This is a genomic window from Flavobacterium sp. TN-1, assembly GCF_052828645.1.
The window spans coordinates 520129-534376 of record NZ_CM128253.1; the positions used below are offsets into that span (position 1 = coordinate 520129).

General features: G+C 29.8%; 13 protein-coding genes. 1 reads left to right on the forward strand and 12 read right to left on the reverse strand.

Annotation, left to right across the window (positions count from 1 at the left end):
* Positions 1-57: 57 nt before the first annotated feature.
* From ACUXZJ_RS02120 to ACUXZJ_RS02135, 4 genes are all read right to left on the reverse strand, one after another.
* Positions 58-381, reverse strand: a complete 324-nt coding sequence (locus ACUXZJ_RS02120; protein ID WP_014166706.1) for an SUF system Fe-S cluster assembly protein — start codon at positions 379-381, stop codon at positions 58-60.
* 180 nt (positions 382-561) lie between these two features.
* Positions 562-981, reverse strand: a complete 420-nt coding sequence (locus tag ACUXZJ_RS02125; RefSeq protein WP_060381495.1) for a SufE family protein — start codon at positions 979-981, stop codon at positions 562-564.
* Positions 982-1006: 25 nt separating this feature from the next.
* Positions 1007-1531 (reverse strand): hypothetical protein, encoded by a 525-nt coding sequence (locus ACUXZJ_RS02130; protein ID WP_063743359.1) that lies wholly within the window; start codon positions 1529-1531, stop codon positions 1007-1009.
* 12 nt (positions 1532-1543) lie between these two features.
* On the reverse strand, positions 1544-2758 hold the full coding sequence (locus tag ACUXZJ_RS02135; protein ID WP_060381493.1) for an aminotransferase class V-fold PLP-dependent enzyme: 1215 nt from the start codon (positions 2756-2758) through the stop codon (positions 1544-1546).
* A 565-nt stretch (positions 2759-3323) separates the two neighbouring features.
* Between ACUXZJ_RS02135 and ACUXZJ_RS02140 the strand changes: the two genes are divergently transcribed.
* Positions 3324-4661 (forward strand): serine hydrolase domain-containing protein, encoded by a 1338-nt coding sequence (locus ACUXZJ_RS02140; RefSeq protein ID WP_063743361.1) that lies wholly within the window; start codon positions 3324-3326, stop codon positions 4659-4661.
* A 254-nt stretch (positions 4662-4915) separates the two neighbouring features.
* Here ACUXZJ_RS02140 and ACUXZJ_RS02145 read toward each other — a convergent pair whose 3' ends face one another.
* The 8 genes from ACUXZJ_RS02145 to ACUXZJ_RS02180 form a co-directional block, all read right to left on the reverse strand.
* A complete protein-coding gene (locus tag ACUXZJ_RS02145) occupies positions 4916-5662 on the reverse strand; it encodes a tetratricopeptide repeat protein (protein ID WP_060381491.1) in 747 nt (248 codons plus the stop codon).
* 86 nt (positions 5663-5748) lie between these two features.
* Positions 5749-7545 (reverse strand): BatD family protein, encoded by a 1797-nt coding sequence (locus tag ACUXZJ_RS02150; protein ID WP_060381490.1) that lies wholly within the window; start codon positions 7543-7545, stop codon positions 5749-5751.
* 17 nt (positions 7546-7562) lie between these two features.
* The gene (locus ACUXZJ_RS02155; protein WP_376777410.1) at positions 7563-8360 is read right to left on the reverse strand and encodes a tetratricopeptide repeat protein; all 798 of its coding nucleotides are present in this window, start codon (positions 8358-8360) and stop codon (positions 7563-7565) included.
* The gene (locus ACUXZJ_RS02160) at positions 8341-9384 is read right to left on the reverse strand and encodes a vWA domain-containing protein (protein WP_063744151.1); all 1044 of its coding nucleotides are present in this window, start codon (positions 9382-9384) and stop codon (positions 8341-8343) included. The genes ACUXZJ_RS02155 and ACUXZJ_RS02160 overlap by 20 nt, the downstream gene beginning before the upstream one ends.
* Before the next feature lie 36 nt (positions 9385-9420).
* Positions 9421-10422, reverse strand: a complete 1002-nt coding sequence (locus ACUXZJ_RS02165; protein ID WP_060381488.1) for a vWA domain-containing protein — start codon at positions 10420-10422, stop codon at positions 9421-9423.
* Positions 10423-12009 (reverse strand): BatD family protein, encoded by a 1587-nt coding sequence (locus ACUXZJ_RS02170; protein ID WP_063743364.1) that lies wholly within the window; start codon positions 12007-12009, stop codon positions 10423-10425.
* A 131-nt stretch (positions 12010-12140) separates the two neighbouring features.
* Entirely contained in the window at positions 12141-13007 is an 867-nt protein-coding gene (locus tag ACUXZJ_RS02175) for a DUF58 domain-containing protein (protein ID WP_060381486.1), read from the reverse strand.
* Positions 13008-13077: 70 nt separating this feature from the next.
* A complete protein-coding gene (locus tag ACUXZJ_RS02180; RefSeq protein WP_060381485.1) occupies positions 13078-14082 on the reverse strand; it encodes an AAA family ATPase in 1005 nt (334 codons plus the stop codon).
* Positions 14083-14248 lie beyond the last annotated feature (166 nt).

Genomic DNA, 14248 nt, shown 5'->3' on the forward strand with positions numbered 1-14248 from the left:
CTCTAATTTTCAGTCATTGCAAAACTGTATACTGCAACTGAAAAATTTGTTTTTTCATTAAAGCATTCCTAATTCTAATTTTGCTTCTTCACTCATTAAATCTTTGCTCCAAGGTGGATCAAAAGTAATTTCTACTTCACATGATTTAACTGCTTCTAGTTTTTCTATTTTTTCTTTTACTTCATTAGGAAGTGTTTCTGCCACAGGACAATTGGGGGAGGTTAATGTCATTAAAATTTTCACATCCATGTCCTCATTTACAAAAACATCATAAATTAAGCCTAATTCGTAAATATCTACAGGTATTTCAGGATCATAAATTCGTTTTAATACTTTTACTACTTCTTCTCCTAAATTTATATTATCATTAAATTCTTCCATATTTTTTTAGATCTTATAAGTCGTTTAAGTTTTTAAATTCTCTTTTTCTTATAATTTTAGCCTTTATTTTTTTATGATTTTATACATATTATTACTTTTTACTTTATAAGTTAAATTTTGCTATTTTTTTTTATTTTCTACATTCTTAACTTATATTTACTAGTATAATATTTTAAAAAATTACTTTTTGCTTAAAAAAGCCAAAGCATACATTTTTATTTGTTTTATCATAGATACTAAACCGTTAGCTCTTGTAGGTGATAAATGTTCTTTTAAACCTATTTCGTCTATAAAATCTGTTTTGGCATCTAGAATAGCTTGTGCTGGTTGATTAGAAAATGTCCTTATTAATATTCCAATAATTCCTTTTGTTAGAATAGCATCACTATCAGCTGTAAAAACAATATTTCCTTCTTTTTCTTCAGCATAAACCCAAACTTTAGATTGACATCCTTTGATGATATTTTCCTCTGTTTTGTATTGTTCTTCAATTAGGGGTAATGATTTTCCTAGTTCGATTATGTATTCATAGCGTTGCATCCAATCATCAAACATTGAAAACTCATCTACAATTTCATTTTGAATTTCTTCTATGGTCATTCTTGATAGAATTTATTTCTGTTAATTATTCTTGTTTTATGTAAGAAATTAATTTGGATACAAATTTTTCAATTTCTACAGGTGGGTGTCCATGATCAAAGCCAGCTGATTGATATTCTTGATCTTCTTTTTTTATCTTCATATCTGCGTGTGCCGCTCCATCATGATAACGTAATTCAGTAGGTGCTTTCAGCTTGTCTAACGCTTTCAAATTAATTTGATTTAACAAAGTTTGTAATTCATCTATTTGTTGGGCTGTTAGATCTACTGATTTAAAATCATCTGCATCACGATTTTCGGTATAACTTAAAGAGTTTGGGGTTAATTTAATTCTTAAATGATAACCTCTTGTATTTGCTACATATTCTACAAACATTCCTTTTTCTTGTTTATCCGTTCTTCCCTCTTCAACTGGTTTTATTGACTCTTTTTCTTTGTTTTTTTCATTTTTCACAAGAGTTGATTCTGCCTGGGGTAAGGTTGTTTGTTTGCATTTACAGGAAACTAATAAAACAAAAACCGAAAATAGAGTGAGTGCATTTTTTTTCATCTGTATAATTATTTAAGATAACATCATTTTTGCTTTTTTTACAGCTTCTACAAAGACATCTATTTCTTCTTTTGTATTATAAAAGGAGAAACTTGCTCTTACAGTACCTGGGATTTGAAAAAAATTCATAATCGGTTGTGTACAGTGATGGCCTGTGCGAACGGCTATACCTAATTTATCTATAATTGTGCCAATATCGTATGGATGAATGCCTTTAATATTAAAAGAAATTACGGAGGTTTTATTTTCTGAAGTTCCAAATATTTTCAGTCCCTCTATCTCTAATAATTTTTCAGTTGCATACACTAAAAGTTGTTTTTCTTGTTTTTGAATATTTTCAAAACCTAGTTGGTTTAGATAATCAATAGCAGTACCTAAAACAATTCCATCTGCTATATTAGGTGTTCCTGCCTCAAATTTGTGGGGTAATTCAGCATACGTTGTTTTTTCAAACGTTACTTCTTTTATCATTTCGCCTCCCCCCATATAGGGTGGTAATTTATTTAGCCACTCTTCTTTTCCGTATAAGATACCTACTCCTGTTGGTCCACAAATTTTATGTCCAGAAAAAACATAAAAATCACAATTTAAGTTTTGTACATCTGGTTTTAAATGGGGAGTTGCTTGTGCTCCATCTATTAAAACAGCGGCTCCTACTTGATGTGCTTTTTCAATAATATATTCAATAGGATTTATTGTTCCTAAAGCATTTGAAATATGATTAACTGAAACTATTTTAGTATTCTCAGAGAGTAGTTTATCAAATTCCGATAGAATTAACTCTCCTTTTTCATTTATTGGAATCACAACTAATTTTGCTCCTGTACGCTCACACAACATTTGCCAAGGCACTATATTGCTATGATGCTCTAATGCAGACACCATTACCTCATCTTTTTCATTTAATAACGTTGTAAAACCATTGGCTACTAAATTAATTCCTTGTGTGGTTCCTGATGTAAAAATAACTTCATAATTATGTTTTGCATTAAGATGTGATTGGATTTTGTTTCGAGATTCTTCATAGGCATCAGTTGCTAACTGACTCAACGTATGTACCCCACGATGAATATTAGCATTAATTTCGTTATAGTACTTTGAAATAGCATCTATAACTACTTTGGGCTTTTGAGCAGTTGCTCCGTTATCAAAATATATTAAGGGTTTTCCATTTACTTTTTGTTTTAAAATAGGAAAATCTTCTCTAACTTTTTGGATATCAAACATATTATTCAAAAAAAATCTAAAAGCAAAATTAGTTAATTAGTTAGGATATTTTATCAAAGTTTTCAAAAACTTTCTTTATTTGATCTTCTATTAAAGTGTTTCTATACAAATTCAATAATATGCTTTTAAACTATAATAACTGGCATCTTAAAGCATATTTTTCTAGTATTTAAAGTGTTATATTTTTTACTTTTTATTTTCTTTAAATATCACGAAATGAAGGTATCTGACGAATAAAAAATATTTTTTAAAGCTTTATTCTATTTATTACGTTTTAATAAGGGTGAATACTAAAGATGAATTTTATAAAAGAAAAGACAAAATTCTTTTTTAGTTAAAAACAATCTTTGTTGAAACAAATTCAATATAAAAATACTACTTGGTTGTAAAGGATATTCTTTATCCTTAATATGAAGAAGAAGTAGATATATTTTTTTAAAATTATAAAAAACTTTATCTTGCAGTAAGTATTTTTTTATTCATAATAACCTATCATAAAAAATACACTTATTAGGAAGAGGTAAGATATTTTTTTGCATCCTCTTTAACTTAAAATTTATATACTATGAAGAAAATATTTGGGATTATCAGCTTATTTTTTATAGGTGTTATAGGTATCTTATTATTTCAAAACTATCCAAAATTAGACTTGATTTCTGGTTTTTCTGCAAAAAGTGTTGCCTCTGGTCATTTTTTAGATAATCGTCCTCTTTCTCTTATTGAAAAAACAGATAATGATATTAATTTGATTGATTTAGCAAAAAATGAAATTAATGATAAGTTTAAGTTTGCCGAGGCTTCTGTATACGGATTAAAAAAACGAAAAGCTGTATATAGAGAAGGTTTAGGTGCTGTATTAGTAAATGACGACTATGATCCAAATATGCCTTATTTGGTTCCTAAAAGAATTTTTACAATTAATAAAAATATTCCTTTTCCTTATGGAGATGGAGAACCTTTAAAATCTGTTTTTACAAATATTGACTACAACCGATTAGATAAAGCGGTTTCTCAAGCTTTTGAACCTAATAAAAAAGGAAAAAGATGTACTCGCGCGGTACTTGTAGTTTATAAGGATCAAATTATTTCTGAAAAATACGCTCCTAATTTCACAAAAGATTCAAGATTACTAGGTTGGTCTATGACTAAAAGTATTACAGGAACACTATTTGGTATTCTTCAAAAACAAGGTAAATTAAATATTAATCAACCTGCTCCTGTTGCTGAATGGAAGAATGATGCGCGCAAAAACATTACCATCCATAACTTATTACAAATGAACTCAGGTTTAGAATGGGATGAAAATTATGATAAACTATCAGATGCTACGAAAATGCTGTTTCAAGAAAGTGATATGACAAAATCTCAAATTAAAAAACCTTTGGTAGGCAAACCTAATGCTAGTTGGAACTACTCTTCTGGTACAACTAATTTACTTTCTGGAATTATTCGCAGTCAATTTAAAACACATCAAGAGTATTTAGATTTTTGGTATGGTGCTTTAATTGATAAAATTGGTATGCACTCAATGATTGTTGAAACAGATTTATCGGGTCATTATATAGGATCTTCTTATGCTTGGGCCAACGCGCGTGATTGGTCTAAGTTTGGTTTGTTATACTTACATAAAGGGAATTGGAATGGTGAACAATTATTTGAACCTAGCTGGTCTAGTTATGTTGCTACTCCTACTCCTACTTCTAATAATGAATACGGTGCTCAATTTTGGCTAAATGCTAGTGGTGTTCTACCTGACTGTCCTAAAAACATTTATTATGCAGATGGATTTCAAGGACAACGGGTATTCATTATACCTTCTCATGATATGGTAATTGTACGTCTGGGTCATGGTCATATTGATCTAAATGCTTTAGTAAAAGAGGTTTTAGCAAGTATAAAGTGATTATAAAGACTTTTTTTGAAGAGGCTGTCCAAAAAGTAATAAATCAACATACATGCAGTTTGTCTCTCCGGTAAGGAGGAGTCTCATAATCAATATTATGTAATTTCTCCCTTTGATCGAAATGAAAGATTACGAACTTTTTGGGCAGTCTCAAGGTTGAAAAAATAGTATTATAAGGGAATTTCAAAGTTTAAATGGTATAAAACATCTTCTACAGCATTTTTTCTTTTAATTGAATGAAACAGAAAGTGAATTTATTTTTTAATTTTTCTTATGGCACTTTTATTTAACCATCCCTCTTTTAAATCAGCTATTTGAATTTTGTAATAATTATCTAAATGATCTATAATATTTACTTTTGTTCCTGCATGTAGGACAAAAGCATTAGCCGCAACTGCATTAGGTTCACTTTTTACATTGACTACATCAACAAAAACGATCGCTGGTTTTTCTTTTTCTAAACGACTTTGTTCATAAAAACCAGCAAAAAGACTTAACAAAACTAAACATAGGCTACATAAAATTCCGGCGAAGAAAATTCTTTTTAAAATGGTTTCATAGGAATAATAATAGATTATAAAACAAATTAGCATACAGAAAGCTACAACAATAGATACCCAAGCCCAAGTATCATAATGAAAAACGGAGGTTAAATCTATTATGATTTTTGAAAAGCCAACCTGTGGTACTTCTTGAATATCATCAATTACCATTTTTTTAGCAAATGCTAAGTTATTTTGTATTTCTATATCATTAGGGTTCAATAACAAAGCTTTTTCAAAATTAAAAACAGCTGGTGCTACTCTATTTAATTTGTAATAGCAATTCCCTAGATTGAAATATATTTCTGCTGATTCTTTTCCTTGAGCTAAAATACTTTCATAGGATTGGATTGCTTCTTGGTATTTTCCTTTTTGATAGCAATCATTACCTTTTTCAAATAAATCATTTGCCCAAATAAATTGAGAAAGGAATAATAATATGTAGAATATTTTTTTCATTTTATTCAATCACTAAAACACAAAAGACACTAAATAAGGTGTAATTACAGTGTTTATTTTTTAATTTCTTTTTATTCTTTTTGTATTTAAACTATCTGCTTTTCTAAATCAGAAACAATACTTATTGCGAGATTGTAATCATTTTGAATACTTGTATTTGTTGAAGGTGCATATCGAGCAAATTCACAACTTTCTATTAATCCTATAAACTGATTCACAGTATCTTTGTTTGCTTTCTTCTGAATTAATAATTCGCAAATTTTATCTTTACTCATGTCTGATGTTTCAATATGTAGTTTGGCTTTTAAGAAATTATGCAACGCACGTTCTAAAGCAATATAAAAAGGTTCTTTATTTCCTAATTGTTTTTGGGCTTCAGACAAATATCTTTTAGCTAACTTATTTGATAATTTAATCTTATTCCCTAAAATGTCCGCATTACGTTCTTTTCTTTTACGACGTAAAATTATGATAAGTGGAATAGCTAAAAAAGGCGCAAATAATAAGCTATAAAATAAACTTGATCCTAAGAAATCCGAAGACGTTTTTGGTTCTAAATTAGTCTTTGTTTTTATAAATCCAAAAGTAGAAGTTGCCGTTACTTTAGATTTATTTGTACTAACTGTATTGTTTACTAAAACATTTCCTTTTTCTACAAATAGTGTAATTTCTTTTGAAGTAATTGATTTATAATGTTTTGTATTCAAATCAAAATACGTAAAAGTCATCGGTTTTATTAAATATTTCCCCTCACTTTGTGGAATAATGGTATAAGTATCTTGAATGTTTCCAGTCATACCTGAAAGTGATGTTTGTACACTTTCTTGGTGTTGTGGATCATACATTTCTAATGAAGAGGGTACTATAGGTTTAGGTAATGTAAATAGTTTTAAATTTCCTTTTCCTGAAACGATTATTTTTAGATCAATTGATTCACCTGCTTTTACGCTGGTTTTAGAAGGAATTACTTTAAATTCAAAATCCCCTACTGCTCCTGTAAAATCAGTTGATTTTCCTGCTTCAGGAAGAGGTTTAACTATAATTGTTTTTGCTCCTGCTGAAACTTTTTTATGTCCCATAGTCATAACTGGACGACCAAAAAAATCAACCTCTCCTGATGGGACCTCTACTTCTACGTCTAAAGTTAAGGGTTCTATTATTAATTTACCTGATTTTTGAGGGTAAAGAACCGTTTTACGCAATACAGCATAACGATACATTTCGCCTTTAAATTTTCCTTCTTCTACTTTTAATTGTTTGATGTCTATATTTTGACTCCAAAAATTATTGTATTTAGGATTTTGTGTTTCCTGCCAACCTCCAACTCCTGAACGGTGACTTACATAAATTTTATAAACTACCGTAATAGGTTCATTGAGATACGGATTATTGTTAGAAATTTCGGCTACTAAATGCACTCCTTCTTTACCCATAGCGGATGAAGGAGGTGTTTGTTGGCGTTGTTGTTGATAATAAGGGCTATTTCCTCCGTAAGGATCGTAAGGATCTCGTTCTTCTTGGACTGCATTACCTATAATAACTTTAACAGAATTAGATTTATATATTTGTCCATTTATTTCAACAGAAGCTCCTTTTATAAGGAAAGTTCCCTTTTTTGTAGGTTGAAGAAAATAGGAATACGTTTTTTCATAGGATTTTCTTCCGTTAATCCACGAATAACTAACGGATTGATTGGGACCTCCTATAATTCGGAAACCATCAAATGCTGGAGGATCAAAGTTATCTCCATCATCATTCATTGTAAAATCAATTCGTAAACGTTCGTTTATACCCAAATTGTTTTTGCTGACACTTGTTACAAACTGAACTTGGGCAGTAATTTTTACACAAAATAAAATAAGTATAAAAAATAGTTTTTTCATTCTTCTTGTTTTCTTTTCTACCAATCTTTTCCTTCTTGTTTTGGAGCTCCTTTTACTTTTCGAGCATTTACTCGATCTTGAATTTTTTTCTCCTCATTATTTACCGCATCTAACAAATTTTGCATCCTATCTTTTGGAACATTATTGGGTTTAGGTTGCGGATTATTTTGGTTTTGATCTTTGTTTTGATCTTTATTATTAGGTTTATCCTGTTTGTCTTTATTTTTATCATTTTGATTTTTGTCCTTATCTTGATTTTTATCTTGATTAGGTTTTTTATCAGGACTATCTCCTTTTTTATCTTTTTTCTTATCATCATTTTTTGAAGGTGGATTTTCCTTCAGTAATTTTTTTGCTAAAGCATAATTATAGCGTGATTCTTCATCTGCTGGATTATTACGTAATGCATTCTTATAGGCTTCAACTGCTTTGTCATACGTTTTTTCTTTCATATAGGTATTTCCTAAATTATGATAAGCGTAATGTTTTTCATTTTTTGTTTTTGCAGTTTCTGTTGCTCTAGCATAGGCTACTTTAGCTTCAGAAGCTTGATTTTGTTTATAAATTGCATTTCCTAAATTATATGCTGATAATCCTTTTTTAGGATGATTGCTTTTTGAAATTCTAAAATTTGCTTCGGCTTCAACATATTGTTTTTTTTCAAATTGCGAAACGCCATCTGGCAATTCAAAATCTTTCTTCTGTTGCGCAAAAATACTAACAGAAATGAATAAAACGATATGTAATACAATTCTTTTCATGAATATCTCTCTAATCTTTTTTTGAAAGGGATTTTTATTTTTTATCTTTTTCATTAAACAAATCTAGTTTTTGTACCCATTTTGTTTTTGTTTCTAAAAGAAATACATCTAGTAGTAATAGGAAAAATCCAGCTCCTAAAAACCATTGAAATTGTGATTGAAAGTTAGCCATTTCAGTAGCTTCAAATTGTGTTTTTTGAATGTTATTGAGTGATTTTCGCATAAAATCAACTACTTGTTTGGTATTTGTTCCATTAATATATCCCCCATTAGCTGCTTTAGCAATGGCTTCTAATGCTTCTGCGCGTAATTTAGTGGTAACTGTCTCTCCTGTTTCCTTGTTTTTATGGTATTCTATCGAATGACCATTTCTGATAGGAATAGGTCCTCCTTTAGGGGTTCCTACGCCAATTGTAATAATTTTTATTCCTCTTTTTCGAGCTTGTGTTGCTGCCTCGTGGGCCTTTTCGGAATGATCTTCTCCATCGGTTACCATTACTAGAAGTTTACTGGTATTTCCACTTCCTTCAAAGTATTTTTCTGTTAATCGAATTGCTTCGTCTAAATTACTTCCTTGTGATGAAATCATTCCAGGATTCATTCCTTGTAAGAACATTTTAGCTGCGTTGTAATCTGTTGTAATAGGCAACACAGGAAAGGCACTTCCTGAATAAGCAATAATTCCGATACGGTCATTTCCTAGACCATTGATAATTTGGGAAACTAATTGTTTACTTTTCTCCAATCGACTAGGTGCAATATCTTCACAAAGCATACTTTTAGAAATATCTATTGCAAAAACAATATCAATTCCTTCACGTTTTACTTTTTCTACTTTAGTTCCTATTTTAGGATTCACTAAGCCTAAAATTAACATGATTAATGCAAAGAATAGTAACCCAAATTTTAATGTTGGTTTAAACGTTGATTTTTCAGGGCTTAATTTTTTAAGTAGTTCTAAATCGCCAAACTCTTGCTGTTTTTTTCTTTTCCAAAATTGATTCCAAAGAAAAAGCCCTACCAAGAAAGGCAACAAGAAAAATAAATACAGATATTTTGATTCGTCTAATTCGTACATTTTTTTTTCAATTGCAATTTTCAATATTATTTTTTATTATAAAAAACTTTTAAAAATTGTTTTTCTTAATATTAATTCAATTAATAACAACAAGCCTGCTAACCAAACCCAAGGACGGTATTTTTCATCATAATTAACAAACTTTAACTCATCTACTTTTGTTTTTTCTAACTTGTTTATTTCGTTATAAATATTTTCTAAACTTGAATTATTTGTTGCTCTAAAATATTTTCCTCCTGTTTTTTGAGCAATTCCTTTCATTAGTTTTTCATCTATTTGAACGGGCATCATTTTAAATAAAAATCCACCATTAGGAGCATACGCATACGGGAATAAAGCATTCCCGTTAGTTCCAATTCCTATTGTATAAACTTTAATTCCTAAATCAGCTGCAATTTCGGCTGAAGTTTGAGGATCTAAAAAACCTGCATTATTTACGCCATCTGTCATTAGGATAATTACTTTACTTTTGGCTTTGCTGTCTTTCAGCCTATTAACAGCTGTTGCCAATCCCATTCCTATACCTGTCCCGTCCTGTAAAACATTGTCATATTTAATGTCTTCGATAGCTTGTAAGACAACTGCTTTATCACTTGTTACAGGTGTTTTTGTATAAGCTTCGGCTGCGTATACGACTACTCCTATTCGATCGTTTAAACGTTCTTTAACAAAATTAGATGCTACTTGTTTTAGAGCTTCCATTCTGTTAGGTTTTAGATCTTTTGCTAACATACTTCCCGAAACATCAGAAGCAATGACAATATCTATACCAAAAGTACTATTTGTTTTATTGCTTACATCTACTGTCCTAGGTCTTGCCATAGCTATAATTAAAGCACTTAAGGCCAATAGTCTCATAACAAAAAGCAAGGGTTTTAAACTAGGTAAAATTGATTTTGTTTTTTGAAAACTTTTTAATGAACTTATCTTAAGTGTTGGTTTTTCTTTTTTATTTGTAAGAAAGTACCATACTATCAATAAGGGTAATATTAGGAACAACCAAAAAAAATCAGGATTTAAAAATGTTACGTTCTTCATTTAGGGTGCTTTTTTAAGTTCAACAGATTGTAACATACGATTTGCTATTTTTTGAGCATTTTCATCTCCTTCTTTAAAAGCAATCATTATTTGTTGCAAACCTCCTTCTTGGCTAAATAGAAGTATTTGATATATCATTTTTTCTCCATTTTTCATCAGGCTACCATATCCTTTTAGGCCTTGTAATCCTTCTTTGGTTTTAAAATCTTCTTGTTTTACTACGACATCTTCGCAATCTTGATTTTGCAACGTTTGAATCATTCCTGTCAAGGCTTGACTCAAATCTACATTATTCTTTTGTTTAAATTCAGTTGATGAAATAGCTATATAAAAACCTTGAATTAAACTCCCATATTCAAACATTTGTGTATTCTTTACAATTCCTGCTATATCGTTAGGAAGGGCTTTAGATACATCTGTACGTTTTAGAACTTCAGGTGTTTCTATCCTGATTGCTGGATTTCCGTATTCTGATTTTATCCAATTTGTATTAACTAATTCTTTTGTTGATGGTCCTGTAAAACCGTTTTTAATAAAGTCTATTCCTTTTGTTATTCCAATAAATATGAATACAGATAGTATTAAGAAACTTATAATACCTGCAATAGCGGTCATTTTCTTTTTACGCAGTTGTTTTTTGCGATTTTCTTCTTGTTCTTTTTGCCATTTTACACTTGTATCATCTATTACTATTGGGATTGATTTATGAATATTAATAATACTTAATTCTACCTTTTTTCTATCATCTGCAATTTCAAAATCTAAAGGTTTAGACTGCGCAAACTTTACTAAATCGGCTTGTTTTAAAACTTTTTCTAAGCTTTCAACTGTTTCTCTAGAAAGTTTTAATTTTCTTTTTTGAGCTGCCTGTCTTAAACCTAAAATAAGTTCGGAAGTGGTACTTTCTTTAGCTGGAATTTCAATGGCTTCTTCTATGTATTCTCGAGCAATATCTGTTAATTCTGAATAATAGGCTTTAATCTCTCCTTTTACTAAAAGTTCTTTCTTTTCTAATAGCTGTAATAGTCCTGTTGCTTTTTCTATGGGTGTACTGTATACGGGTTCTTTTTCTATTGTTTTTTTGTATTTCTTATATAGTTTGTATCCTAAAAACATTAAACCTACGAAGGTTATCAGTATTAATAGGTATTTCCACCCATCTCCTACTGGTCTTTCTGCCTGGATAATAGGTTTTATATCATACATTTTTTGTTTTAAAGTATCTACTTTAACATTAAATACTTCTACTTTAATACTATCTGAAAAATAAGGTTTATTATTAATTAAAACAGGTATTTTAGGTATTACAAATTTACCTGAATCAAATTGAACTAGACCGTATTTTTTAATTAATTCAAACTTTGATTCTTCTTGTATTGTATCTACAGGGTAAGATTCTACTACTTCAAAAGAGCCAAATTTCTTATCATCTGAAAAAGTTACATTGTTTTTTCTATTTGCGTTAACTTTTAAACTTAGAGTAAATTGTGCTCCTATTTTGTTTTGTTTTTTATCAATAGAAGTTTCTAATTTTTGTGCAAAACAAAATGATGAAAAAAGTAATAATATATATAGTTTATCTTTCATTGATTAACGTTTTTTGATTTAAAGGATATTGTTTTTCATATTTACTTTATTGTTTTTTGCTAAACGACATTTTGTCAAATATGAAATTTATTAATATGCTTTTTAATTTATCTTTTTTCATTCTTAAATCTTTATCTTGACCTAAAATAACCTAACAATTTTGTCACATAACTTTCGTCTACTCTTGTATGTATTGTTCCTGCTCCACATTTTGAAAAAATGTCTTTGAAATAATTTATTTTTTCTTGATAATATTTTTCATATTGTAGACGAACATTTTGAGAGCTTGTATTAACCCATTGTGTTTGTCCTGTTTCTGCATCTTGCATAGCTACTAAACCTATATCTGGCATTTTCTCCTCTCGAATATCAAATACTCTTACACCTGTTATATCATGTTTTTTACTGGCAATCTTTAATATTTTCTCATAATTATCATCTGTTATAAAATCTGAAATCATGAATACAATCGCTTTTTTCTTTTGGGTTGCGGAAAGAAATTCTAGAGCATTTCCAATATTAGTTTGTTTACTTTTGGGTTCAAATTCAATTAATTCACGAATAATGCGTAATACATGTGACTTTCCTTTTTTAGGTGGAATATAGAGTTCTATCTGATCAGAAAATAGGATTAATCCTATTTTATCATTATTTTGGGTTGCAGAAAAAGCTAAAGTTGCCGCTATTTCGGTTACAATTTCACTTTTTAGCTGTTTTTTTGTTCCAAAACTTTCTGATCCTGAAATATCCACTACTAACATCATGGTTAATTCTCGCTCTTCTTCAAAAACTTTCACATAAGGTTCTTTGTATCGAGCAGTTACATTCCAATCAATTGCACGTACATCATCTCCATACTGATATTGGCGTACCTCAGAAAAGGTCATTCCTCTTCCTTTAAAGGAAGTATGGTACTCTCCCGAGAAGATATGATCACTGAGTCTTCGGGTCTTAATTTCTATTTTTCGAACTTTTTTAAGTAAGTCTTTTGTTTCCATTTTTTAAGTAATAGGCAATAAACAATAAGTAATAACCATTTGTTGTGGAATTACATATACTTTTTACTTTCTATGGTACTTCTATCTCATTTACAATTTTATTAATAATATCTACAGAAGTTACATTTTCGGCTTCTGCTTCATAAGTAATACCTATACGATGACGTAATACGTCATGTACAACAGCTCGAACGTCTTCTGGAATAACATATCCTCTGCGTTTGATAAAAGCATAACATTTAGCTGCCACAGCTAAATTAATACTACCGCGTGGTGAAGCCCCAAAACTAATTAAAGGTTTTAATGATTCTAGTTTATATTTTTCAGGATAGCGTGTTGCAAAAATAATATCTAAAATGTATTTCTCGATTTTTTCGTCCATATATACTTCTCGAACGGCTTCTTGAGCACGAAGTATCTGTTCTATAGAAACCACTGGTTTTACTTTATCAAAACCTCCATTTAAGTTTTGACGAATAACCATTCTTTCTTCTTCCATTTTAGGATAGTCTATTACTGTTTTTAACATAAAACGATCTACCTGTGCTTCTGGCAACGGATATGTTCCTTCTTGTTCTACTGGGTTTTGTGTAGCTAATACTAAAAAGGGTTTATCTAATTTAAAGGTACTATCGCCAATTGTTACTTGCTTTTCTTGCATTGCCTCTAACAAAGCTGATTGAACCTTTGCAGGAGCTCGGTTAATCTCATCTGCTAAAACGAAGTTAGCAAAAACGGGACCTTTTTTAATAGAAAAAGCATCATCCTTAATATTGTATATCATAGTTCCTACCACATCTGCTGGTAACAAATCAGGCGTAAATTGAATGCGACTAAAACTACCATAAACAGCTTGTGATAATGTGTTTATTGCTAAAGTTTTTGCTAATCCTGGAACTCCTTCTAGTAAAATATGTCCTTGTCCTAAAAGACCTATCAACAAACGCTCTACCATGTGTTTTTGCCCAACAATAACTTTATTCATCTCCATCGTTAATAGATCAATAAAAGCGCTTTCTCTTTCTATTTTTTCATTAATTACTCTAATATCTAAAGTGGTCGTATTCTCTTCCATCGATTGTTTTTTTAAAGTCGTGAAATTAATATCTTATTCAATATGATGCAAATTGAAAATTTAATTGATTTTAGGGTGTTAACAATCAGTTAAATATTTTCTTTTATCCCTTATTAAGACTCATTTTATGAAAGCTTTTTATTATTTTTAAGTAACTTTTGGGAAT

Coding starts and splice junctions, on each gene's coding strand:
- ACUXZJ_RS02120 (WP_014166706.1), bottom strand. CDS start 381: ATGGAAGAATTTAATGATAATATAAATTTAGGAGAAGAAGTAGTAAAA.
- ACUXZJ_RS02125 (WP_060381495.1), bottom strand. CDS start 981: ATGACCATAGAAGAAATTCAAAATGAAATTGTAGATGAGTTTTCAATG.
- ACUXZJ_RS02130 (WP_063743359.1), bottom strand. CDS start 1,531: ATGAAAAAAAATGCACTCACTCTATTTTCGGTTTTTGTTTTATTAGTT.
- ACUXZJ_RS02135 (WP_060381493.1), bottom strand. CDS start 2,758: ATGTTTGATATCCAAAAAGTTAGAGAAGATTTTCCTATTTTAAAACAA.
- ACUXZJ_RS02140 (WP_063743361.1), top strand. CDS start 3,324: ATGAAGAAAATATTTGGGATTATCAGCTTATTTTTTATAGGTGTTATA.
- ACUXZJ_RS02145 (WP_060381491.1), bottom strand. CDS start 5,662: ATGAAAAAAATATTCTACATATTATTATTCCTTTCTCAATTTATTTGG.
- ACUXZJ_RS02150 (WP_060381490.1), bottom strand. CDS start 7,545: ATGAAAAAACTATTTTTTATACTTATTTTATTTTGTGTAAAAATTACT.
- ACUXZJ_RS02155 (WP_376777410.1), bottom strand. CDS start 8,360: ATGAAAAAGATAAAAAATAAAAATCCCTTTCAAAAAAAGATTAGAGAG.
- ACUXZJ_RS02160 (WP_063744151.1), bottom strand. CDS start 9,384: ATGTACGAATTAGACGAATCAAAATATCTGTATTTATTTTTCTTGTTG.
- ACUXZJ_RS02165 (WP_060381488.1), bottom strand. CDS start 10,422: ATGAAGAACGTAACATTTTTAAATCCTGATTTTTTTTGGTTGTTCCTA.
- ACUXZJ_RS02170 (WP_063743364.1), bottom strand. CDS start 12,009: ATGAAAGATAAACTATATATATTATTACTTTTTTCATCATTTTGTTTT.
- ACUXZJ_RS02175 (WP_060381486.1), bottom strand. CDS start 13,007: ATGGAAACAAAAGACTTACTTAAAAAAGTTCGAAAAATAGAAATTAAG.
- ACUXZJ_RS02180 (WP_060381485.1), bottom strand. CDS start 14,082: ATGGAAGAGAATACGACCACTTTAGATATTAGAGTAATTAATGAAAAA.